We start from the raw sequence: 22,721 nt of genomic DNA, 5'->3' as shown, positions 1-22,721 counted from the left end.
ATATGAATTTAGATATGAATTAGAGAAGTAACGAATGCAGTGTCCCAAATGTCAATCGACCCACATCCGTAAGAATGGACGGAACAGACAAGGGAAACAAAATCATATTTGCGTCACCTGTGGACGGCAGTTCATTCAAAACTATGACAGACCAAACGGCTATGATGAACAGACAAAACAGGAATGCCTGACCGCTTAGGTGAACGGAATGGGATTTAGAGCGATAGAGCGATTAAAGGGAGTCCATCACACAACTATCATTCATTGGGTAAAATCTGTGGGAACACGGTTGCCGAATGCTAATGACCCTGAACAAAGTCCTGAGGTAGCAGAACTTGATGAATTGGAAATGTTTGTCGGCTCAAAAAAACAAAATCTGGCAGTGGAGAGCCGTTGACCACTTTAGAAAAGGAATTTTAGGCTGGGCCATAGGCGATCGTCGTCATGAAACATTCTGGGCATTACTGAATAGACGTATGATTTTTGAGTTTGAATCTTTTGCCGCCCTCACCCAAAGGAGAGGGAACAAGACTCTTAGCTCCCTTCTCCCTAGGGAGAAGGGTTGGGGATGAGGGTAATTCATAGCTTCATTCAGCAATGCCGTTTCATCTTTGGGGGCGGCTCAAATCTATCTTGTAGTAATGAAGTTATAAGGTCGTGCTGGGCGGTGACCACGACTCCTCGGTAATTATGGTAGCACTGGGGCGCAACTGGGCTGACTCCATGCTGCCATGGACTTGTAATGCTTGGATAAGGTTAGCCATTTCTAGGGCATTGAGGGCATACTCCCACCCTTTGTTGCTTTTAATGCCTGCTCGCTCTAGCGCCTGCTGCATCGTATCGGTCGTGAGGATGCCATAGACAATGGGAACGCCGGTTTGCATCGCAGCCGTGGCAATCCCTTTAGTAACTTCGGCGGCCACATAGTCAAAGTGCGGGGTTTGACCACGAATGACCGCACCGAGGCAGATTACAGCCGCATAACGACGGCTCGCCGCCATTTGGGCAGCCACAAGGGGAATTTCAAAGCTGCCGGGTACCCAAGCATAGTCCACTTGAACTCCCTTGGGGTTTGGATCAACCCCATGGCGACGTAAGCAATCTTGGCAGCCGTCCAACAGCTTGGTAGTAATTAAGTCATTAAACCGGGAAATGACAATGGCAAACCGTGGTGAGCCAAGAACTTGATAGGTGCCTTCAAAAACAGCCATAGGGGAGGTTGCAGCCAATAAAGCATTAGGGCGGTTGCCTCTCCTCAGTATAACGTGCCCTTGGGCGCTCCTAGATGGCAATCTTCAACTGAGGGAGTCAGCTTATAACCGAAGGGAAAGTGTTGTTCCCCCCTCTGGTAAGACGAACTCTTGGCTAGCGGTTTTGCCTTTGGCGGTTACTGTTAAGCGATAGCGCCCGAGGTATCCTCGCCCTTGCCAGTGTCCTGCTTGGTTGGTTTTACCGCTGAGCGTTGTCCACCAGTCCTGAAAGAGGAGTTGGCGGTAGGTACGGGCAGCGCTTTTGGGCGAAAAATCACGGCGGTAGAGTGCGGCTTGGGGTCGCCAATGGTTGCCTTCCCAAAACCCCCAGAGCAGAATTTCTTTGACGGCAGGGTGGGCAAAGGCAATACGATAGATCTGCCGTAGGGTCTGTGCCTGCTGCTCCTCATCCGCAAGGCTAACGCTAACTTCGGTAATTTTTAGGGGTAAGTTAAATTGCGCTAAGGTATCGAGGGCACGCTGCATTTTAGCCGCATCGAGCGGGTATTCTAAATGGGCTTGAATGCCAATGCCACCAATGGGTACCCCTTGGTTAAGTAGTGTACGAATCTGCTGAACATAATCGTCGAGGCGATCGCCTTCGATAATGCCGTAGTCGTTCACGTAGAGCACGGCTTTGGGGTTGCCTTCGTGGCACCACTCAAACATCTCCTTAACGATGCCATCTCCTAAGCGGCTGCGGAAAAAATTACCGTGAAGCATTTCGTTATTAACATCAAACTCATTGATGCGCCCACGGTAGTGACGACAAACAGCGATGGCATGGGCCTTGACTGCGGAGCGCAATTGCTCGGGAGTTAGGGTTTTGAGCCATGCTGGATTGAACTGTTCTACTTCCCAAAAGAGGGTGTGCCCCCGCATGGGCCAACCTTGCGCCTCACTCCAAGCTAGGATGCGATCGGCCATCGTAAAGTCTAGCTTGCCCTGCTCTGGCTCAAGGTCATACCACTTCAGGGCATTTTCATGAACAGCGGCATTAAAATTCTGACGGGCGGTATCTCGGTACCAGTTGGCTGCTGCAGGTGGCGATGGTGCAAACATCGCTGTATCTAAGGCAACACCAAAGGGAAAGGTGTGGGTTTGCTGACTCAGCATGATACTGGCATTGGCAATCCCCCGTCCTTGAGCATCTTCCACAACCACGGTGAGGGGAGCTTGCCGGATTTGTTCGATGCGTGCCGTTAGAGCATCGGTGGCAGAGGTGGCTGATTGCCGGGCACAGGCCAGCACCAATCCAGCACTCAAGCACAGCAACAGCAGATAGCGCAGGAGCTTTAACATTGCTGCTCGAAAAAACGTTTCCCTTCAACGGTAGCAATTTCCATGGGAAAAGAGCTATGAGCAGCACGGACGGATGATCCTGTATAGACAACTCCTTCAATGGGTTCCGCTTTTTTCAGGGGGGCATCGCCCTGTAGCGTTGCTCAAACTCTCTGGGGGTCAAGCGATCGCCATAGCCTAGCAGGGAACCTGAAGGAGTTGATCTTAACAGCCGCTTACCGGGGGACTTACGATGTGGCTAAGGCAGCCGTAGCATCGTGGCGTTGGAAGATAAGTCGCTCGTTATCCCCCACCTCAACGGTCACTGTATCCCCATCATAGAAATCGCCACGGAGAATGCCTTTGGCTATAGGGGTTTCCAGTTGTTTTTGCACTGCCCGCTTCAGCGGACGGGCACCATAGACGGGATCGTAGCCCACTTCGACTAGGAAGTCGATAGCTTTGTCCGAGAGGGCGAGGGTAATGTGGCGATCGCTCAGGCGATCTTGCAGCCGCTGCACTTGCAGTTTCACAATCTGCCGCAACTGCTCTTTGCGGAGGCTATGGAAGATAATAAACTCATCCACGCGGTTGAGAAATTCCGGGCGGAAGTGGTTGCGCATGGCCTCCATAACGCGGTTGTACATTTCACTGTAGCGGCTGTCATCCCCGGCCACATCCAGAATGTATTGCGAGCCGATATTGCTGGTCATGATAATGATCGTGTTTTTGAAATCGACGGTGCGCCCTTGGGCATCGGTGACCCGCCCATCATCAAGAATTTGCAGGAAAACATTAAACACATCGGGATGGGCTTTTTCAATTTCATCAAAGAGAACAACAGCGTAGGGACGACGGCGAATGGCCTCGGTCAGTTGCCCACCTTCGTCATAGCCGATATAGCCCGGAGGCGCACCAATGAGGCGAGATACGGCGTGTTTTTCCATGTACTCGGACATGTCAATGCGTACCATGGCCTCTTCGGTGTCAAACATGAAGGCCGCCAACGTCTTAGCGAGTTCGGTTTTGCCCACGCCCGTTGGGCCGAGGAAAATAAAGCTAGCAATGGGACGGTTGGGGTCGGCTAAACCCGCCCGGGAGCGTTGAATGGCTTCAGCCACAGCGGTAACGGCCTCGTCTTGGCCAATGACTCGCTTGTGGAGTTCGTCTTCTAGGTGCAGCAGTTTTTGCGCTTCTGATTCCACCAGCTTGCTGATGGGAATGCCGGTCCACTTGGAGATGATTTCAGCAATGTCTGCCTCGGTGACTTCATCCCGCAGCAGCGATCGCCCACCGACTTGGGTCTGCTGTAGCTTGGCTTCGGTATCGGCCAGTTGTTTTTGCAGATCCGTGAGTTTGCCGTACTTCAGCTCTGCAGCGCGGTTGAGGTCATAGTTGCGCTCGGCCTGCTGAATCTCAATGTTGACTTTTTCAATATCTTCCTTAATGGCTTGCAGTCGATCAATGACTTCTTTTTCCGCTTGCCACTGGGCATTGAGGCGACTTTGCTCTTCCTTGAGATCGGCAAGTTCTTTCTCCAGTTTTTCGAGGCGATCGCGAGAAGCGGCAGAGGTTTCTTTTTGCAGCGAGAGCCGCTCCATTTCTAGCTGCAAAATTTTGCGGTCAATTTCATCCAGCTCCTCAGGTTTAGAGGTAATCTCCATTTTCAGCTTGGCGGCTGCCTCATCCACAAGGTCGATGGCCTTGTCCGGCAAGAAGCGATCGCTAATGTAGCGGGTTGACAGTGTGGCCGCAGCCACCAGAGCCGTATCGGAAATTTTCACCCCATGGTGAATTTCGTAGCGCTCTTTCAGACCCCGCAAAATCGAGATCGTATCTTCAACGCTGGGCTGATCCACATAGACCTGTTGAAAGCGCCGCTCTAAGGCTGCATCTTTCTCGATATATTTGCGGTATTCATCAAGGGTGGTGGCACCAATACAGCGCAGTTCCCCCCGCGCCAGCATCGGCTTGAGCAGGTTGCCCGCATCCATCGCCCCTTGGGTTGCCCCTGCTCCCACAACGGTATGGATTTCATCAATAAAAAGAATAATCTGGCCGTTGGACTCGGTTACCTCTTTGAGCACTGCTTTGAGGCGCTCTTCAAACTCACCGCGGTACTTGGCACCGGCAATCAGCGCCCCCATATCCAAGGCAATGAGTTGGCGATCGCGCAGGGAATCGGGAACATCCCCTGCCACAATACGCTGAGCCAAGCCCTCGGCAATGGCAGTTTTACCCACCCCCGGCTCGCCAATTAAAACCGGATTATTTTTAGTCCGCCGCGAGAGAATTTGAATCACCCGCCGAATTTCATCATCACGCCCAATCACCGGATCCAGCTTGCCTTGGCGGGCAAGGAGCGTCAGATCACGGCCATACTTTTCAAGGGAGGCGTATTTTCCTTCTGGGTTTTGATCCGTCACTTTTTGAGTACCGCGAATTTGCTGAATGGTTTCTCGTAGCCCTCGTTCTGTGAGGCCAACATCCTGGTAGAGCTTTTTGCCGAAGCGATCGTCGTGAGTAAACCCCAAGACTAAATGCTCAATCGAGATAAAGTCATCCCCAAATTGTTTACGCACCTCGTCAGCGCGATCTAGGAGCTTATCCAGACTTTGCCCCAAATAGACGCCACTGGGATTCGCAATCTTGGGCTGACGATTGATAAACTCATCGGTGAGATCCCGCAGCCGCTGTACAGAGCAACCAGCTTTCTGAAAAATTTGCGTTGCCAAGCCATCCTGCTCCAGCAAGGATTTCATCAAGTGCTCACTTTCAATATTTTGCTGTTGAGCCTGTTTGGCTAAATCTGGTGTGCGGGCGATCGCCGCCCATGCCTTCTCGGTAAATAGATTTGGATTGGATGGTTGCATGGCTAGACCCCCTGACCCGTGCTGGTCTGGTAATGTTTTTAACTATTTGTATTGTAGATGTGACCAAGCTACAGACAGTTTCGGACTTCCCTACTGCCAAGGTAGGATTAACGCCCACCTTCAAGGGTAGTTTATAGAAAATGGAGGGCACGGGAACCAGATAAACCCCCTTCCTTCAGGTCGGGGATACAGAATGGTTCCCGCGCCGCTGCAAAGCGGCAGAGTTGATCAACCCTGGCACTCCTCGATATAGCGCTTAACGGTTTGAGCCGACACATTGCCACAGGTTCCCCAATAAAACGACCTGGCCCAAAGCGGATCTTTCTGGTAGAGCTGCTTCAGCCAGGGAAACTCCATCCTAAGATGCCGTGAACTGTAGCCTTTCAGGATGTTTACGACTTGAGACGCTGACATTCTAGGCGGGAATGATGCAAAAACGTGAACGTGGTCTATCAGGGTGCGGTCAATCTCAATGTCATTGTTCGCCGCCGCCTCTCGGATATACCGCTTCGTGGCCTCAATGATCGCCTCATCTCGAAAGATTTTGCGCCGCTTAAAGGGTATCCAGACAAAGTGGTGCCCTGATTGATACTTGGCGTGGTGCGTTGACTTGACCTGTATATCATCTTGCCTCATAGCGGTTAAACCCTTGCCCTGCATATTGCCAGTAACTGCACACCTATAGTATAGTTTTTAGGACGGACGCACTACAGTCATGCTGATTAACAAAGCCTACAAATTTCGCATCTACCCGAATCAGGAACAGGAGCAATGCTTTGCTCACCACTTTGGCTGTGTGCGGTTTGTCTACAACCGGATGTTGGCGCTGTTCAAGGAAACGCGCCAGTTCAATAAGAATCAGTACAAGGTGATGCTGCCCGACTTGAAGCGGCAATTTGCGTGGCTGACATACCCCAATTCACAGTCACTCCAAAGCGCCGTAGATAATCTGGCCTCGGCTATTGCTCGATGGGGCAAAGGGCTTGGCGGGTTTCCGGTGTTCAAAAAGAAGCACCTTAAAAACAGCTTTGAGGTGCCCCAGAACTGGTTTGTAGACGAAGCGGGAAAGCTCCACATTCCGAAACTGGCCAGCGGCATCAAGGTGGTGTGGCACAGGCCCCTAGGGCAGCACGACAAACAGTGCTATCCCTATAAGGTCAACTACATCGTGATTTCGCGCAGTCCGTCCGGGAAGTACTGGGCTTCGTTCTCCTGTGTGGTGGACGTCCCCGACCCGGTGATCGACCCCGCCCTAGACAGGGTGGGGGTTGATAGCGGCCTGAAGGATTTAGTAGTTGGCGTCAACCAGAAAGGGTTCGTCAAGTACCAGGTCACGGCACCCCGCTACTTTCGCAAGGCGGAGGCACGGATTTCGCGGTTACAACAGGTTTTGGCGGCTAAGCAAAAAGGGAGTAACAACTGGCGGAAGGTAAAGAAAAAGCTGGCCATCGCCTATGAGCGGGTGGCCTTTAAGCGGGCTGACCTAGCCCACAAAATCAGTTACCAACTCACCCAGGAAAACCAACTGGTGGGGCTGGAAACGCTGAATATTCAAGGCATATTGAGGAATCACTGCCTGGCCAAGTCTGTTTCGGATGCTGCTATCCGAGCGCTGCACGTTTACATCACCTATAAGGGCAAGTGGTACGGAGCTGCCGTTCAATTCATTGAGCGCTGGTTCCCGTCCACCAAGCTTTGCTGGGATTGCGGGTCACTGAACGACAATTTGACGCTCAGTGACCGAGAGTGGAGGTGCCCATCGTGCGGCAGGCAGCATGTTCGCGATGTGACCGCTGCATGGAATATCCTGCAAGAGGCGGTTCGTCTTTTACCGGGGAACCCGGAATTAAGCCCCTAACCGGGGTAGAAGCCTCGCCCTTCTAGGGCGGGGTTCAGTTCACCACCTCAAGCCTTAGAGGCATCACGCAGCTGCTGCTGGAACCGGGCAAGACTCTCAGAACTGAAACCGCAGAGCATTGAGCGTCCCGACTAGACTAAAAGCAGGAAATTTGATTTAGGCGTTAGCTACCACTTGCGGCTGTAATGATCTATGCCCAATGCAAAACTATTGACGGTCGTGGCGCTGGGAAGCCTTGGTGTGGGAACCGCTGTTTTGGTGGATCTCCTGCTTGCACTCTATGAGAACCGCTTACCCTCGTTATCTATTTCTGATGGTTTGAGTGCTGTCGCTGTTTGGCTGATCGGACTCAATATTCTTTTAGTCGTGTGGTGGCCACCACTGCTGCAGCCGAACCGACTACAACTGGTGCAGCGGTCAACGGGGCTGGTGTTACTAGTGATAACACTACTGGCTAGCCTACATGTCGTGTCACTCTGGCCGCAGCCTTGGCTGGTGGAACTCCGGATGCTCCAAGTCAATACACCTATCTTGCGCCCTTTGGCCTTGTTGGGGTTGGGTCTGAGTGTGTGGGGGCTGGGGGGAACGCCGCAATGGCAAATTATCTTAAGCCAAGGGGGGGCGATCGCTGGCGGCAGCCTACTGCTGCTGGAACTGTTGGACGTCACCTATCGCTTGCCTCAAGAGGTCGGTACCTTAGGCTCCCTGATTAGTGGGAGTTTGCTGTGGCTCCTCAGTGTTCACTTGCTCCAGTTACGCCCCCATCGCGGCTTAATGCGCTACCTGATGTCACCAACGGCGGGTGGCATCCTCCTGCGCCAATTTTTACCATGGGTCATTGTGGGGCCTATTATCATTGGTTGGACGGTGGAGTACCTCCACCATGATTCGCAGCTTATTAATGGCACCGTTGCGCAAGACATCCAAGTTCTGAGTACGATCCTGTTTTTCATTAGCTTGTTGGCAGTGGGTGCCCACCGCCTCAACCAGCTAGAGCAAGAACGGCAGTCCTTTTACCGTGCCTATACAGAAATTGAGCAGATCTTCCGCAGCAGCATTTTTCTGTCTCCCTTTCCCATGGCGCTGGTGGCCGAGGATGGGCAACTGTGGTTAGTGAACCGCGCTTGGCAAGAGGAAACTGGCTATAGCCCAAGTGAGATTACGACATGGCAGCAGTGGCTGAGTGTCACGTTCCCACAGCCAGAGGTACATCGCTGGGCTGACGCAGAATTTCGTCGCCCTTTTGTCACGGCAGAGCGGGTGGAGCATGGGGATGTTCAGGTTCACACCAACTGGCGAGAGGTGCGGATATGGAATATGGTGTCTATTCCGCTGAAGCTCAGCACCAGCAATCAACTATTGGCACTGATCACAGCGGTCGATGTCACCGAGAATCGCCAAATGACCCAAGAGCTAGAAACTCATAAATCGGAACTGGAAGCCCAAGTGGCTGCCCGTACGCTTGATTTGGTGGCGGTGAATGCCGAACTGCAAGCCTCTGAAGAAAAGCTTAATCAATTGCTAGACCGAGCCGATGCCTTTGTGAGTCAGATTTCTATTGCGGCGGATGGCTCATGGCAATATGAGTATCTCTCTCAAGGGCACCTGCGCATTTTGGGCTATAGTCCCCACGAGTTTCAGCAAAATAAAGACCTGTGGCGATCGCGCATTCCCGACGATGACTGGGAAGCGTATCACCGTCCTTTTCATGAAACACTGCTTGCCCATGGTAGCGCCCATACGGAGTACCGCTTCCGTCACCGCGAGGGGCACATTATCTGGATCTCGCTGAACGCTAGTAGTGATCCCCAAGCAGATGGCAGCCATTTGATCACCTACGTTGGCGTTGACATTAGCCAGCGCAAAAAAGCCATTCTAGCCTTGGCGGAAAGTGAGGCCCGCTTTCGGCAGATGGCAGATTCCTCAACCTTAATGATTTGGCTCTCGGATGAATCGGGCAACATCACCTTTGCCAATCAGACAATTCTTAGTTTTTTGCAGGTGTCCTTTGAGAGCGTAGAGGGTTGGCAATGGCTTGACTTTGTGCATCCCGATGACCAACAGCGGGTTGAAGTCGCTATCCGGGACGCAATGCAACAGCAGCACAGCTATGAAATAGAGTATCGGGTGCACTCTCCTAAGGAGGGGTATCGCTGGATTTTGGAGCAGGCTAAGCCTCGCTATGACGATGATGGCAACTTTATTGGCTATGTTGGCTCGGCGATTGACATTACAACTCTAAAGCTGGGAGAAGCTAAGCTCCGCAGTGCGGCATGGCAAGATAGCTTGACGGGACTACCCAACCGAACCTTTCTCACGGATAAAATTGAGGGTTTGTTGGAGGCCTATCATCGGGGAGCCATCCCACCGTTTGCGGTCATGTTTCTTGATCTCGATCGCTTTAAGGTGGTGAACGACAGTTTAGGCCACGCAGCGGGGGATGAACTACTGCTAGAAATTGCCCATCGCTTACGCTCAGTGTTACGCCAGCAGGATACCCTAGGGCGACTGGGGGGCGATGAATTTATTGCTATTATTGAAAACATTGAAGGCGTAGACGAGCTTTACGAGTGTGGCGATCGCCTGCGGTTTCGGGTCAGCGAGCCTTACCTCCTCAAGCATACGGAGGTGAGTGTCGGGGTCAGTATTGGCATTGCCATTGTTACTCCCAGCTACCATAGTGCTGGTGAACTCTTGCGGGATGCGGATATTGCCATGTATGCCGCCAAGAGTCGGGGACGTAACTGTATGCAATTATTTCAACCCGATCGCCACCAGATGGCCCATACCCTACTTCAACGGGAACAGGAATTTCGGCGGGCACTGCAACAGAATCAACTGGAGGTGTTTTATCAGCCGATTGTCGAGCTAGCCACTCAAAAACTACTCGGGTTTGAGGTACTGCTGCGTTGGCGCCACCCAGAAGCGGGGTGGATCACACCCGCAGAGTTTTTACCCCTAGCAACAGCCTTGGGCTTGGCTCAGAAGGTAGATGAATGGGTATTACTAAAAGCAGTAGCAACATTACATCAATGGCACAAAGAATTGGGGGCGGCTGCAACAAGCCTAACCTTGAGTATCAACATCTCCGATGCTTTTTTTGCCTCTGGTCAGATGGCAGACCGCCTCAAGCAGCTACTGCAGACCTACGGTATCTGTGGCCACCAAATTATCCTTGAAATTACTGAGCAAGTCATTATGGAGAATGCTGACTTTGCGCGACGGCAACTCGAAGACCTCAGCGCCATTCAGGTTCGCTGTAGCATTGATGATTTTGGGACTGGTTATTCCTCCCTGAGTCGCCTCAGCCAGCTCCCGCTCTATGCCCTCAAAATTGATCAATCCTTTGTGCGGGCAATGAGTGCTGGCTCACAACATCTGGAGATTATTCGTGCCATCCTCAGTTTGGCTCAGGCCATTGACATTGAAGTCATTGCCGAAGGTATTGAGCACCACGAGCAAAAAGAGCAGCTATTGCAGTTGGGCTGCCGCCGTGGGCAAGGATTTCTCTTTAGCCCGCCGGTCACTGCTCAAATGGCTCAGAGCTTCATAAGCCGTAAATACTGCGCACCTGAGGTGTCGGTAAATACCACTGACGCTCGACCGGCCATGTATTGGGATCAAAGCGGCTCTGTTGACCACGACGATACGCTGCAGTAAGACGTTGCTCCAACGCTGTTGCCGAGAGCAGGTTAAGCTGACGAATGCGCCGACAGGCTTGCCGCTTGAGCAAGGCATTGAGGGGCGTGAAGCCAATCCCCAAAAGAAAGGCTTGCAACTCGGCTTCACCCACTAAGTCGGTGCCATAGCCCGTTAAGACATGGCTAGCATCGTGGAGTTGCTTGCGGCGGGGGCCAGTGGTGAAGGGGGTCAGTCCTTCGTGCTGGTAAAAGGTGGCAAGGTTATGGCCAAAGGTATGCTCGGGCAACGACTGCAAGAAATCGAGGTGAATTATTTGGGCTTCGCTCATACCGAACCACGTGCCCAAGGTATCAATCACCCCTAGGAAGGCATCAAATCGCTGTTGGTTAATGGCTGGTTCAGCAGTTATCATCGAGGCGTCATCACGTTTAGGCATAGTCGTTCCCGCCAGATTGACACTCATGGAAAAACGGTGGAATGCATCTGAAGACATGGCAGAGGGGCTACCAAGACAGAACACTATCAATCGTGGCTGAGGAAGATGACAGCGACTTGACAACGGTATGAAACTGCTGCAACAACAACTCGAACCAATTCCCTGCGCTGCTATTCGCTGGTTTCGGTGGGGGCGATCGCCAACAGTTCCTTAAGGGGTTTTTCGCTATCGGAGAGCGGATTTTTTAGAGGTTCCAACTCATTGCCTAGGGTAAACGTGGCAAACTGGGTGAGAATTTCGCGGCAGAAGACCTCCGCTGCTCGCGATCGATAACGGTTTGGGTTGGTAATGAGGGATAGCGTGCGCTTCACCACCACATTCTCGATTTTGACCCGCTGTAAACTACCCAGTTGTAGTTCCTTCTCAATGGCGGAAACAGACACAAACGCAGCCCCCAAACCAGATTGGACAGCGTTTTTTATCGCTTCAATAGAGTTCAGCTCCATTTCCACCTTGAGGCGGCGCGGATCAATGTTGGCTCGTTGCAGCACTTGGTCAATGACCTTGCGAATGGTGGATTGGGCATCCAGGGTAATAAAACTTAGTTTGTAGAGATCCTCCTTGGAGAGCATGTCGATTGCCGACAGCGGATGCTCTACGGGCAATACTAAGGCAAGTTCATCTTCGGCGTAGGGGGTAACGGTAATTTGCTCGCTCAGTTCCGAGGGCACTTCCCCACCAATAATCGCCAGATCAATCTGACCGTTGACAAGGCTCCAACAGGTGCGGCGGGTGGAGTGGACATGGAGTTGCACGGCCACCTCTGGATATTTGCTGCGAAACAAACCAATCATCCGGGGCATGAGGTAGGTGCCGGTGGTTTGGCTGGCCCCAATAATCAGGGTGCCCCCTTGGAGCTGTTGCAGATCTTCAATGGCACGGCAGGCTTCCTGACATAGGGAAAGAATTTGATCGCCGTAGGAGAGCAAAAGCTGTCCTGCTTCGGTGAGTTGGGCGCGCCGCCCGCCCCGATCAAACAGCGGTACGTTCAGTTGGCGCTCAAGGTTCTGAACCTGTAAGCTAACGGCAGGCTGCGAGACGTAAAGACTATCGGCGGCTCGCTTAAAGCTCCCTTCGAGGGCGATCGCCTTGAGAATCCGTAATTGATCAAGGGAAAATGGCAGATCCGACATGGGCGTTAAGCCATAACGAGGCTGATAAGAGGCGTTCTTCTGAACTTATCAGGAATCCTAACCAATTGGTACGGGTCAAGACGCTTGCAGGCTAGCCCTTCGGCACCTCAACCCCGCAATATGCCTCCCAGAATTGATTCTACAGGGTTGGATATTTCTCAAATGATAGTTACATTTTGCAACATACATTTTGCAATATATTGCCACAGGGGTAGCAAGGGCGAGTTAGGCAGCACCAATCCCCCGCGCAAGATCCGCAGGCGCAAACACCCCCAGTTCAGTAATAATGCCGGTAATGAGGTGGGCTGGGGTGACATCAAAGGCGGGGTTATAGAAATCAACGCCAGCGGGTGCAATACGAGTAAACCCCACTTGGTAAATTTCTTGGGGATGGCGCTCTTCAATGGGGATCTCTGCACCAGTATGAATCTTGGTATCAATCGTGGAGAGAGGGGCAGCCACAAAAAAGGGAATGTCATGGGCTTGGGCCGCCAGCGCCACGCTGTAGGTACCAATTTTATTGGCGGTATCACCGTTCAGAGCGATGCGATCGGCACCGACCACAACGGCATCAATCATGCCGCGCTGCATACAGTGGGCAGCCATCGTATCTGCTAAGAGGGTCACCGGAATCCCTTCTTGCACACATTCCCATGCTGTGAGCTTAGCACCTTGGAGGCGCGGGCGGGTTTCATCGGCATAGACCCGCTCTAGACGGTTGGCACGCCAAGCAGATCGCACAACACCGAGAGCCGTACCATAGCCTGCTGTAGCCAATGCTCCCGCATTGCAATGGGTCAGCAGCCGCAGTTTTTCAGGGGTGCTGGGTAGGGCAGCCAACCCATGCTGACCAATGGCTTGACAGGTGGCCACATCCTCGCTGGCAATGGCTTGGGCGGTTGCCAATAAATGGTCTTTTAGCGCCTCGATGGTGGCAGTTTCAGCCTGAGCTGCACTCAGCATGCGATCAATTGCCCAAAACAGATTCACCGCGGTGGGACGGGTTTGCCGGAGGTCAGTAGCCACTGCTTCCAAATGTGCCAAAAAGCTAGCGCGATCGCTACCGCTATACTCCTGCGCTCCCAATACCATGCCGAAGGCAGCAGCCACTCCAATGGCCGGGGCACCGCGAACAATCATGGTGCGAATAGCCGTCGCCATCTCGGCAGACGTCCTGATCTCTTTCAATTCATAGGCGGCGGGTAAGCGGGTCTGATCAATTAAATGGACGCGATCGCCGTGCCAAATGACCGGAAAAATAGCCCCCATACTCTCAGAACCCGCCACGACTGTCTCCTTACCTCTGCCTGTACTTGCAGCACCTAAACAACTTGTTATCATAGCCCAGCCCATCCACAAAATCGCCTCAAAAGGTAGGTGTGCCCCTCCCGGCGATTGACAATTTTGAGCCGGTGGCTGCCATCAAGAGTCCACAGGTCACACAAACAAGCCCAGCTCCTAGGCAAAGTCTAGGTCTTTTGCTAGAACGTTCTTCTTAGGGATTGCCTAGCAATGCACAGGTGGCTATTGTTCCTGAATGCCAAAGGCCAATACCCAGCCCTCTAGGTCATTTTGGGTGCGTACTTTGACCCACTCGCCATCGCTACTGCGCTCAAGGATGGTAACAACTTCTTCAAAGTCGATGCTTCCTAGGGCTTCGGCCTCGCGATCAGGGCGATCGCGCACCCGTAATCCTTCGGCATAGGTTACTCGTCCTTGTTTGACTGGTGCTGGGGAGGGAGTGGGGGGAGAGGTCTCGGTCTGAGCAGTGGGTAGCGGTTGCTCTACTTCGACGTTGGGGCGTGGGGGTGCCCACAGTAAGCCAAAAATTAATGGTGTAATAATGACTGCCACAGTAGTGGCAATGAGTCCTAGCCCCAGCAGGGTACCCAACAACCATTGCAGTAAGCGCAGGGGTTTCATGGGTTAACGGCTATTGGGGGAAGGCAGCAGGCGAGACGCAAACCGTGCCCGACCCGAGGCGGCCCACTCTTGCAGTTGGTGAACCTGTTCGCGAGCGGTGCGCGCCAAGGGAATGATTTCACTGGCAGCGTGGAGTAAATCTTCGGTGGTGAAGTCGCGATCTTGACTAAAGGCAAGATGCATGGCTTCAATAATACACTGCTCAATTTCAGCACCAGAAAAGTCAATGGTTTCGTAGGCGAGCCGATCCAAATCATAATGCCCGAGGCGATCGCCCCGTACCCGGCTGAGGTGCACTTCAAAAATTGCCCGCCGCTCATCGACGCTGGGTAAGCCCACAAAAAAGATTTCATCAAAGCGGCCTTTGCGCAATAGCTCTGGCGGCAATACTTGGATATTATTGGCAGTGGCAACGACAAAGACGGCGGAGGTTTTCTCTGCAAGCCATGTAATAATTGTGCCAAAGACACGGCTACTGGCTCCGCCATCACCGCGGCTATCAATGCCTGCAAAGGCTTTGTCCAGTTCATCAATCCAGAGCACGCAGGGGGCAAGCGCCTCAGTAATTTGGATCATGTCGCGGGTGCGGGCTTCGGATTCGCCAACAATGCCGCCAAATAACCGCCCTACATCTAGCCGCAGTAAAGGCAAGTGCCATTGGTGGGCGATCGCCTTCGCGGTTAGGGATTTACCGGTTCCCTGAATCCCTGCTAAGAGCACGCCCCGCGGATAGGGCAAGCCATAGCGACGGGCACGCTCTGAAAAGGCACCTCCCCGGCGCAGCAACCATTCTTTGAGGTTGTCGAGGCCACCAATATCCGCAATGGTTTCCTGAGCGGGATAAAAGTCAAGAATTTGGGTTTGCCGCAGGATTTGACGCTTTTCTTCAAGGACTAAATCGACATGGCTGGCGTCAAGGGTACCATTGAGGGCGATCGCCCGGCCAATGACCCGGCGAATGCGATCAAGGCTTAGCCCCTGACAGGCGCGAATCAACTGATCCAGCACTGCTTCTGAGGGAGTTGTCCCTAAACTTTGGCATAGCTTCAGTAATTCGGCATGAATGTCATCGCGACGGGGCAGCGGAAACTCCACCACCGTAACCACATCGCGGAGTTCAGGGGGTAACTGTACCGTTGGTGCTAGCAAAATCAGGTTCTTGGGTTGGGACTTTAACAGCCGTGCTAAATTCCGCAGCTTCCGGGAAATTGCGATATCGTCAAGAAACCGATGAAAATCCCGCAGCAAAATAATCGCTGCGGCAGGGGCAGGCAATTTTTCAATGAACTCTAACGCTTGCAGAGGATTCCGCTTAGCGGTACCAGTATCGTTGGCGGTTCCCTGATACCCCTCTACAAAGTCCCAGATGTAGAGAGGACGCTGGTTAAACCGCTGGCTAATGCTGTGCAGTACCGCCTCCAGACGCTCTTCTTCTGTTGTGGGGATATACAACAGCGGGTAGCGGGCACGCAGTAGCAGTTCCAGATCGGAATGGGCACTCACGATGGTGGGTCAGAACGCTCTAAGGCAGATTGCAGTTGCGCTAAGGCCGCCCAGCGATGATCCGTGATCGCCTCTCCCGTTGCGGGTGGCATAATCCCACCACACTGAGGATCACAGTACTGTGGGTGGGGCAGGGCTAAGCATAACTGCTGATACAACCAATCTACTAAATCGATACGCCCTGTGGCGGGCAGGCTTTCCACAAGGTCATCCACAACATTTGCATCAGGCACAGCCGCAGTGTCCGCCAGCCAGATCAGTTCCGTTGTCGTGCACACGAGCCGATGATTGTAGTACTGTAAACAGCGATCGCAACAGAGGGTCATAATCGTGCCCACATTTGCGGACACCTCCAGATAGGTCTGGCGATGACTCACACTGACAACACCCTGCACTGGGGTTAAGGTAGCGAACTCCGGCCATTGCGCACTGACCTGCCATTCGTAGGTGTGATCTGGCAACCTGAGAAGATCAGGGATAGAGAGCCAGTGATGCTCGGCCACGCTAGGTTCCTTGGGTCATCCGATAAAGCTCTTGCAGGAAGCTAAAACACTGCTGGGCATTCATGGAGGCAGGCTGAAAAGTAACTGCAGGGGAGTATTTTAGGCGCAGCAACCGGATGGTGTCGCTGTCCATATCTCCCAATTGCACCAGCCGCATTGACCAATTAATAAAGGTGCGCTCATCAATTTCCTTAAATTCAATGATTTCGGCACTGTGGTGGCGGGGGTCTTTGAGAATGCGAGCGTAGGTTTCGCTAACTTTGCGGCGATCGCCCTCAAGAGTCTGCAAAAACATCCCATTGCCAAAGCAGAGCATCCCCGTAATCCCATCGCGGACATTGTTCACTTCTGACTTAGCCATGATGTCTCGCAAATCGGGGTAGGCTAGGCCATCAGTCGCCGAACTGAGGTAGAGGAGGCGGTGAAGTCTCATCAGCAATCCGTTGCAAATCCAACACAATTCCACTATGCCATGAAAGGGATCATCCTCAGACCCTCTGAAAGACCCCTCCCTATAAGGCAGCTACTGTGTATGCACATCTTGGACATGAGCTAGAATCCAGCCTTGAATMCCCTGCCACTAGTACGAGTGCGGCACAACACAAAAGAAAACACAACACAAAGGAAAATAATTTGCGCCTTATATCCCCATCGCTAAAGCTAGGGACTTTACGGCGTTCTTCGGTCACGTCCGATGCACTAGCAGGAGTTACTGAGAACCCCGCCCTCTATGCGCCAACATGAATACCGGGGGTAGGTCACCTGTTGAGTACCGTACCAATTGTTTGAGCGCTACTGTGGCTGACAGTTGCTCGGTCAAACCACGGCTCTCCCTGTTTGAGGCAAGGGAGTGTCAGAATAAACAAGGTGAATGAGGAGGCAGTATCAATGGGCTGGGTTCTGCTCCAACCAACGCGGCGACGGCGATCGCCCCTAGTGATGTCCTTCGGTTTGGCCACACTCCTCAGTGGTGGCCTGACGCTGTGGCTGCTCCGTACTTTACTGCCCTCAACCGCAGCTTTGCCTGAACCACTCGCCGCCCGCCAGCGTCCATTGCCTCGCCCCCTTCTTGATGGTCGCAGTCCTCTACTTGGGACACCAAACATACCCAATAAAGCGCCGACAACAGCCCCTCCAGCAACCCCACACGCGAAAACCATTGTACCGGCGGTTCCACCGGTTGCCCTCCAGCCCGTGCCCCCCAGCCAAGACCCAGCACCGCAAGTGCGCGTGGCGATCGCTCGGGATCACGCCCACCTGACCGTGGGTACTGCCGTTGCCACCCCTGTCACGAACGATCAACAGCAGGTTCTGACGCAATTGCCCCCCTCCCAAGGGGCAACAGTGACCGCTCGCGAGGGGATTTTATTCTGGAATGGCCAACCCCTTGCTGCCTCGCTGTGGATTCGCCCCAGTAATCAACTCACCTTTGTGGGCAGTAAATGGTATCGCGGGGTTGTGCGCCTCATTGCCCAAGGCAATACCGTCACCGCAGTGAATCAGGTGGATCTAGAGCAATACCTTGTCAGTGTTGTGGGGTCGGAAGTGTATCCTGACTGGCCGATGGCAACCCTGAAAGCGCAGGCGATCGCTGCTCGTTCCTACGCCTTGGCACAGATGTTTCAGCCCGCCAGTCGCTTTTTTGACCTCGGCAACGATGAGCGCTGGCAAGTCTATCGCGGTATTGAAACAGAGTGGACAACAGGGCACGCCGCCGTTCAAGCTACCCGGGGGATTGTCCTTACCAAGAGTGGTCGGGTGATGGTGTCGATGTATGCTGCAACCGATGACATTGTGCGGGAGGTCTTTGGCGGACGGGGCATGAGCCAAACCGGCGCCTACGAACTGGGCAAACGCGGCTATAACCACCTGCAAATTTTGGGCACTTACTATCCGGGGGCGGGTCTATCGCAAATTCAAACCCAGTGAGCGTGATATTAAGGCACTCAGTAACCCTTGCACACTATGGTCTTGAGCCTCGCAGTCCACTCGCCCGAGCAACTGGCGGCAGGTCTCAGAGGTTTGCGGACCAATGCTGGCAATCTGTACCGATGCAAGAAGCGTTGCCGCCTGAGCGCCAACCAATTGACAAAAGTGCTTAACGGTCTTGGAACTGGTAAAGGTTACCGTAGTTACCCGTCCCTCTTGCAACGCAGCTAGGATGGTGGGGTCAGCCTGCTGAGGGCAGCGCGATTCGTAGGCGGGCACTTCACTCACCGTCGCACCAGCGGCAGTAAATGCATCGGCTAAAAGGGGACGGCCACCGCTTTCAACCCGTGGAAACAGGAGACGCAGCCCAGCCACAGGCACTGGGAACTCAGCCACCAGCGCATCGGCCACAAATTCACTGGGGATAAAATCTGCCACAAGACCGTAGGTTTGCAGCGTCTGAGCCGTTTTTTCACCGACAACTGCAATCTTGAGGGTGGCTAAGGCACGGCTATCGTTGCCCTGCTGTTGCAGCCGCTGCATAAAAAAGTTCACGGCATTGTGGGACGTGAGAATCAGCCAGTCAAACTGGGGCAGTTGACTTAAGGCTGTATCGAGAGGCTGCCAAGAGCTAGGGGGAACAATTTCTAGGGTGGGCAATTCCAGAACCGTTGCCCCTGCAGCCCTTAACTGTTGGCTAAAGGGACTGGCTTGGCCAGCAGCACGGGTCACAAGAACGGTTTGACCAGATAAGGGGAGATCGAGCATGGGCGATGTTAAGGCGGGCAGTGCTAGATCTAGCCTAGCGAAAGGGTACCGCTTTTGCGCAACGGCACCGATCACCACAACGGCGGGAGCCATATCGGGGTGGTCGGCTATGTTTAGGTACTCCTCAAGGGTGCCAAACCACTCTTGCTGCTGGGGTTGTCCCGCCCATTGCACAATAGCTAGGCCATCGTGGGGCGATCGCCCCACAGCAATCAGTTGCTCTAGGATATAGCGCAGCGAGCGAGTGGCCATCAGGAGGATTAGGGTTTCGATTTGCACAAGGCTCGACCACGGCAGGGTTTCAGGGGCATGGCCCGACACAATGGCCACAGATTGGCTCACGTCCTTGGCTGTCACACACAAGCCTGCCAGTAAAGGGGCAGCGAGGGCGGAGGTCACCCCCGGCACCACTTCTATTGCCAGCCCCGCACTTAAGACGGCCTCTACCTCCTGCTGGAGGCGGCCAAACAGTCCGGGGTCACCACTTTTGAGCCGTACTACGCGACGATAGCGGTGGCCGTAGTCACACAGAAGCTGGTTGATCGCTGCTTGGGGTAGGGCTGCCCCACCCGCGCGTTTGCCGACAGGAACCCTGAGGCAATGGGCAGGAGCTAAATCTAGCAAGGAGGGGTGGATCAGCGCATCGTAGAGGATGACCTCCGCTTCTTTCAGACAAGCGATCGCCCGTAGCGTCAGATCAGCCACCGTTCCTAACCCAGCACCCACAAAAAAAATAGTCACTGAATTCTATCCTTAGGAAATATAGTGTTTGGCTAGGTTTACCACGGCCACCAAGGGTTAATTCTCTGCCAGTAAACGCATAAGGAAAAGTGGGTAGGCAGACCGTAAAACGACACAGAGGAGAGCTTGGTAACCCTGTACTTGAGTGTGGGGCGGAAAAGCCTAAAGCGACTTTAGTCGCTCAACCTTGGTGAAAACCCAACCGGCGATATAACCAGCTAGAAAAGTAAGCAGAACCTTGGGGCTTTGCCTTGAGGAACTGTGTAGGGGCGGCTTGACAACGCCTTTACGAGTCCGTTTGTGGGCTGCGTAAGAATCTCCCAACTTTAGTCAGCGGGAGTGTCCGCTGCACCCGAATTGTTAGATGTCCTGTCACGCTATAACTCCCACACATGATCTGGATCATCAAGTGCTGCTTTCACAGTAGACAGATCAGCAAGATCTTTGAAAGGGTTAGACTTAGCTAACTCTACGATTGCGTGTAGTGCTAATCCAAGCTGTTGGTTATCGCCAGATAACATCGCTTGATCGACTGTTTGAAAAAGTGACTGAAAGTTTTTAGCACGCTCATCAAATGAATGCTCAAGATACCCAACTAAAAAATCACGCTTTGCCTTAATTTCAGCAAGAGTGACCTTCTCCCAAGCCTCAATGTCACGGCGTTTAGTTTTTTCCTCTTCAGCGACTTTTAAGTATTCAGTCCACGCTTGAACAACCTCATCCAAACATTGGGCAGGACTAGCGAATGCTTCAACACCTCGTACAAAATCCACAGGAGGCTTTCTACTTGCCATATTTTCCTCTAAATAGTACGGTACTTTGCCTTTAGTGTAGCTGTAGCCTGATTTAGATTTCCCTCAGCATCTAGAACTGGAGTTTTCATGATTTCGGCTAGAGCCTTAATTAAAAGTGCGACTTGTTGAAACTTCCCTGCATCTCGTTCACGGTTAAAAGGTTTTGCTTCCAACTCTGCTAAACCCTCAATAGCTCTATCATTTAAGGTCTTTACAAGATCTTTTAGCTCCGTAATCCGTCGTTGTACTTGTCCAAGAAAGTCCTCAAAAGCATCAAGCTTCGCAATTTCAGTATTTGCTTTCGCCTCATAGCAACGAGCCTCAGTCAATGCTTTTTCTCCTTGTCCTCCTAAGACAAAACCACCAATCATTAAAGCTGGTCCTACTGCAATCCCACCTAGTACCAGAGTACCTAATGCCATGCCACCACCACCTGCCGCTAGGGAACCTCCACCAAGCCATGCAAGAGTAGCATTCCAAGCAGCAGCACCACTAAGCCCACCGATCGCCGCTCCAGTGCTGGCTGTGCCAAAAAGTCCCACAAGGGCTACTGTACCTTGACCTGCTGCATAAGCGGCTCCAACGGCTGTGAAAACTCCGGTTGCAAAACGCTCTGCTTCTAATGCTGCTGTTTTATATTCCTGGATTTGCTGCGGAGAAACTCCTTCTAACCCCTCTAAAAATTCCATATCGCTCTGCGAAGCCTGCTGACCAATTCGCTCAATAAAAGCAACTAAGCGCCCAATGGTTTGAAGCTTGACTTGAATTTGAAGCTGACCATATTCTTCAGCCAGAGCTTGGGTTGCTTGTAAGGTATTCTCTACGGATTTGCGCTTCCCTTCATACCGCTTCTGAGCCGCCTTCCCAAGCTTTTTTGCTTCCTCCATTTTGGAAACGCCATCTACTCCTACTGCAACTCCAACACCAGCAGTAATCAAAGCAGCAGCACCGAGAATAATTGGAATAATGAAAATCATGAGGAATCTCCTAACTGTAAGGAATACGCTTCTCCAAGCACAGGAATGCAGTAAACTTCAGGCAATTTCTACCAACATAGCAATAGAAAACGTAATACACCCTCAGTAGTCACCCCGTTATTCTAGGACATCTAACGGCAAAATGCAGCGGTTGCAGATCACCTCAAACACCACACCGATCGCACTCGACAATCCGCTGCCATGACGTGTTAGCTGGCGATCGCTGGCTCTATCGTCCGAGTTATGCTTAATCAATAGCTAAATGCCAGCAAATTAAGCAACGTAACTGAAAATTGTCAAAGTTCCTGAACCCATAACCTGACCGCTTGATCAGCTTCAATTTATTGTTAATACCTTCAACAACACCACTATTTGTGTGATTATCAAAATAGGCGGTGACTTCACCAAACCACTGACAAATTGTTCTTACGCTCTCTTGAAAAGAATCCTGAGCTTGAGCTAACCAATCGAGCAATTGAAAGGTTCCATCTTTCCAATCTTTTGCTGGCTCAAAGATGGCTCTAAACGATTCCTTCTCCTGATGCATTCGAGCCAGACTTGGCACTACTTCTCGAATGTCTTCCAGTTTTGCTTTTTGCTTCTGAGTTAGATTTTCCTCCGGCTTGAGTAACGCATATTTACTTTGTTTGAGCGCGGCTGCAATCCGGGCTTTCTGGACTTCATTTACCGTCTGCTCATTCGCTTTACAAATACTTTGTCGAGCCTTATCCAATTCCTGATTCACAATTTTTATAACATGAAATCGGTCGGCAACCACCGTAGCATTAGGTAGAAGTTTATGARGGTCTATCGGACTTGGTATGCTAATGTAACATGCTATACGAAATCTAAGATATGCAGCTACTTCTAACTGATCTACTAAACCTACCTGGAATTGAGGTTTTAGATTAATTATGGATCGAGAAAAAGGAAAATTAAGATTTGTTTTTGATCCTTCTCAAGCTGATAAATCAGACACAAAAATTCGTGATTGGCTAAAATCAATAGAAAGTAAAAATTGGCTTGCAAGGAATCAATCCTGAGCCATAC

At 52.2% G+C, this 22,721-nt stretch carries 19 protein-coding genes and 2 pseudogenes; 4 read left to right on the top strand and 17 right to left on the bottom strand.

What is annotated here, in order from left to right:
* Positions 1 to 34: 34 nt before the first annotated feature.
* Positions 35 to 455: pseudogene (locus L5220_RS05925) on the top strand (IS1 family transposase); the annotation flags it as partial.
* A gap of 192 nt (positions 456 to 647) precedes the next feature.
* Here L5220_RS05925 and ribH read toward each other — a convergent pair.
* The 4 genes from ribH to tnpA form a co-directional block, all read right to left on the bottom strand.
* Positions 648 to 1,211, bottom strand: a complete 564-nt coding sequence (gene ribH / locus L5220_RS05920; protein ID WP_499572324.1) for a 6,7-dimethyl-8-ribityllumazine synthase — start codon at positions 1,209 to 1,211, stop codon at positions 648 to 650.
* Positions 1,212 to 1,313: 102 nt separating this feature from the next.
* Complete coding sequence (locus L5220_RS05915; protein ID WP_499572322.1) at positions 1,314 to 2,552, bottom strand: endo-1,4-beta-xylanase; 1,239 nt, start codon at positions 2,550 to 2,552, stop codon at positions 1,314 to 1,316.
* A gap of 227 nt (positions 2,553 to 2,779) precedes the next feature.
* Positions 2,780 to 5,404 (bottom strand): ATP-dependent chaperone ClpB, encoded by a 2,625-nt coding sequence (clpB, locus tag L5220_RS05910; RefSeq protein ID WP_499572320.1) that lies wholly within the window; start codon positions 5,402 to 5,404, stop codon positions 2,780 to 2,782.
* Between the two features lie 228 nt (positions 5,405 to 5,632).
* Positions 5,633 to 6,040 (bottom strand): IS200/IS605 family transposase, encoded by a 408-nt coding sequence (gene tnpA / locus L5220_RS05905; RefSeq protein WP_499572318.1) that lies wholly within the window; start codon positions 6,038 to 6,040, stop codon positions 5,633 to 5,635.
* A 79-nt stretch (positions 6,041 to 6,119) separates the two neighbouring features.
* Here tnpA and L5220_RS05900 point away from each other — a divergent pair, with 79 nt between their 5' ends.
* Both L5220_RS05900 and L5220_RS05895 read left to right on the top strand, forming a co-directional pair.
* Complete coding sequence (locus tag L5220_RS05900; RefSeq protein ID WP_499572314.1) at positions 6,120 to 7,262, top strand: RNA-guided endonuclease InsQ/TnpB family protein; 1,143 nt, start codon at positions 6,120 to 6,122, stop codon at positions 7,260 to 7,262.
* Between the two features lie 192 nt (positions 7,263 to 7,454).
* Positions 7,455 to 10,922, top strand: a complete 3,468-nt coding sequence (locus L5220_RS05895) for an EAL domain-containing protein (protein ID WP_499572312.1) — start codon at positions 7,455 to 7,457, stop codon at positions 10,920 to 10,922.
* Here the strand turns inward: L5220_RS05895 and L5220_RS05890 are convergent.
* The 7 genes from L5220_RS05890 to L5220_RS05860 form a co-directional block, all read right to left on the bottom strand.
* Positions 10,810 to 11,340 carry a hypothetical protein gene (locus L5220_RS05890; protein ID WP_499572310.1) on the bottom strand — a complete coding sequence of 177 codons (531 nt, stop codon included), beginning with the start codon at positions 11,338 to 11,340 and terminating at the stop codon, positions 10,810 to 10,812. The genes L5220_RS05895 and L5220_RS05890 overlap by 113 nt on opposite strands.
* Before the next feature lie 170 nt (positions 11,341 to 11,510).
* Positions 11,511 to 12,533 carry a LysR family transcriptional regulator gene (locus tag L5220_RS05885; RefSeq protein ID WP_499572308.1) on the bottom strand — a complete coding sequence of 341 codons (1,023 nt, stop codon included), beginning with the start codon at positions 12,531 to 12,533 and terminating at the stop codon, positions 11,511 to 11,513.
* A gap of 225 nt (positions 12,534 to 12,758) precedes the next feature.
* Positions 12,759 to 13,820 carry an S-methyl-5-thioribose-1-phosphate isomerase gene (gene mtnA / locus L5220_RS05880; RefSeq protein WP_099798889.1) on the bottom strand — a complete coding sequence of 354 codons (1,062 nt, stop codon included), beginning with the start codon at positions 13,818 to 13,820 and terminating at the stop codon, positions 12,759 to 12,761.
* A gap of 237 nt (positions 13,821 to 14,057) precedes the next feature.
* Positions 14,058 to 14,456, bottom strand: a complete 399-nt coding sequence (locus L5220_RS05875; RefSeq protein WP_448526651.1) for an SH3 domain-containing protein — start codon at positions 14,454 to 14,456, stop codon at positions 14,058 to 14,060.
* A 3-nt stretch (positions 14,457 to 14,459) separates the two neighbouring features.
* Positions 14,460 to 15,959: a Ycf46 family AAA ATPase gene (locus tag L5220_RS05870; protein WP_499572306.1), complete on the bottom strand. Its 1,500-nt coding sequence runs from the start codon at positions 15,957 to 15,959 to the stop codon at positions 14,460 to 14,462.
* Complete coding sequence (locus tag L5220_RS05865; protein WP_448526093.1) at positions 15,956 to 16,462, bottom strand: YceD family protein; 507 nt, start codon at positions 16,460 to 16,462, stop codon at positions 15,956 to 15,958. The genes L5220_RS05870 and L5220_RS05865 overlap by 4 nt, the downstream gene beginning before the upstream one ends.
* A 1-nt stretch (position 16,463) precedes the next feature.
* A complete protein-coding gene (locus L5220_RS05860; RefSeq protein WP_448526648.1) occupies positions 16,464 to 16,895 on the bottom strand; it encodes a BLUF domain-containing protein in 432 nt (143 codons plus the stop codon).
* 455 nt (positions 16,896 to 17,350) lie between these two features.
* On the opposite strand from L5220_RS05860, the gene L5220_RS05855 reads away from it, so the two are divergent.
* Complete coding sequence (locus tag L5220_RS05855; protein ID WP_499572304.1) at positions 17,351 to 18,391, top strand: SpoIID/LytB domain-containing protein; 1,041 nt, start codon at positions 17,351 to 17,353, stop codon at positions 18,389 to 18,391.
* Here L5220_RS05855 and L5220_RS05850 read toward each other — a convergent pair.
* The 6 genes and pseudogenes from L5220_RS05850 to L5220_RS05825 form a co-directional block, all read right to left on the bottom strand.
* Complete coding sequence (locus tag L5220_RS05850) at positions 18,368 to 19,159, bottom strand: uroporphyrinogen-III synthase (RefSeq protein ID WP_499572500.1); 792 nt, start codon at positions 19,157 to 19,159, stop codon at positions 18,368 to 18,370. The genes L5220_RS05855 and L5220_RS05850 overlap by 24 nt on opposite strands.
* Positions 19,160 to 19,219: 60 nt before the next feature.
* Positions 19,220 to 19,885: pseudogene (gene cobA, locus L5220_RS05845) on the bottom strand (uroporphyrinogen-III C-methyltransferase); the annotation flags it as partial.
* A gap of 392 nt (positions 19,886 to 20,277) precedes the next feature.
* Complete coding sequence (locus L5220_RS05840; RefSeq protein ID WP_499572302.1) at positions 20,278 to 20,673, bottom strand: hypothetical protein; 396 nt, start codon at positions 20,671 to 20,673, stop codon at positions 20,278 to 20,280.
* Between the two features lie 29 nt (positions 20,674 to 20,702).
* Entirely contained in the window at positions 20,703 to 21,671 is a 969-nt protein-coding gene (locus tag L5220_RS05835) for a hypothetical protein (RefSeq protein WP_499572300.1), read from the bottom strand.
* A gap of 117 nt (positions 21,672 to 21,788) precedes the next feature.
* Positions 21,789 to 21,926: a hypothetical protein gene (locus L5220_RS05830; protein ID WP_499572298.1), complete on the bottom strand. Its 138-nt coding sequence runs from the start codon at positions 21,924 to 21,926 to the stop codon at positions 21,789 to 21,791.
* A complete protein-coding gene (locus L5220_RS05825) occupies positions 21,919 to 22,482 on the bottom strand; it encodes an ISL3 family transposase (protein WP_499572498.1) in 564 nt (187 codons plus the stop codon). Before L5220_RS05825 ends, L5220_RS05830 begins: the two co-directional genes overlap by 8 nt.
* Positions 22,483 to 22,721: the final 239 nt, after the last annotated feature.

Source organism: Synechococcus sp. PCC 6716 (assembly GCF_022570815.1).
Classification (GTDB): Bacteria; Cyanobacteriota; Cyanobacteriia; order Thermosynechococcales; family Thermosynechococcaceae; genus Thermosynechococcus; species Thermosynechococcus lividus.
Note: the sequence above shows the minus strand (reverse complement) of the source record. Positions and strands in the feature narration are given on the sequence as shown.

Bases quoted from the DNA above. Each gene is read 5' to 3' on its own strand.
- ribH (WP_499572324.1), bottom strand. From the start codon at position 1,211: ATGGCTGTTTTTGAAGGCACCTATCAAGTTCTTGGCTCACCACGGTTT.
- L5220_RS05915 (WP_499572322.1), bottom strand. From the start codon at position 2,552: ATGTTAAAGCTCCTGCGCTATCTGCTGTTGCTGTGCTTGAGTGCTGGA.
- clpB (WP_499572320.1), bottom strand. From the start codon at position 5,404: ATGCAACCATCCAATCCAAATCTATTTACCGAGAAGGCATGGGCGGCG.
- tnpA (WP_499572318.1), bottom strand. From the start codon at position 6,040: ATGAGGCAAGATGATATACAGGTCAAGTCAACGCACCACGCCAAGTAT.
- L5220_RS05900 (WP_499572314.1), top strand. From the start codon at position 6,120: ATGCTGATTAACAAAGCCTACAAATTTCGCATCTACCCGAATCAGGAA.
- L5220_RS05895 (WP_499572312.1), top strand. From the start codon at position 7,455: ATGCCCAATGCAAAACTATTGACGGTCGTGGCGCTGGGAAGCCTTGGT.
- L5220_RS05890 (WP_499572310.1), bottom strand. From the start codon at position 11,340: ATGCCTAAACGTGATGACGCCTCGATGATAACTGCTGAACCAGCCATT.
- L5220_RS05885 (WP_499572308.1), bottom strand. From the start codon at position 12,533: ATGTCGGATCTGCCATTTTCCCTTGATCAATTACGGATTCTCAAGGCG.
- L5220_RS05875 (WP_448526651.1), bottom strand. From the start codon at position 14,456: ATGAAACCCCTGCGCTTACTGCAATGGTTGTTGGGTACCCTGCTGGGG.
- L5220_RS05860 (WP_448526648.1), bottom strand. From the start codon at position 16,895: ATGAGACTTCACCGCCTCCTCTACCTCAGTTCGGCGACTGATGGCCTA.
- L5220_RS05855 (WP_499572304.1), top strand. From the start codon at position 17,351: ATGGGCTGGGTTCTGCTCCAACCAACGCGGCGACGGCGATCGCCCCTA.
- L5220_RS05850 (WP_499572500.1), bottom strand. From the start codon at position 19,159: ATGCTCGATCTCCCCTTATCTGGTCAAACCGTTCTTGTGACCCGTGCT.
- L5220_RS05835 (WP_499572300.1), bottom strand. From the start codon at position 21,671: ATGATTTTCATTATTCCAATTATTCTCGGTGCTGCTGCTTTGATTACT.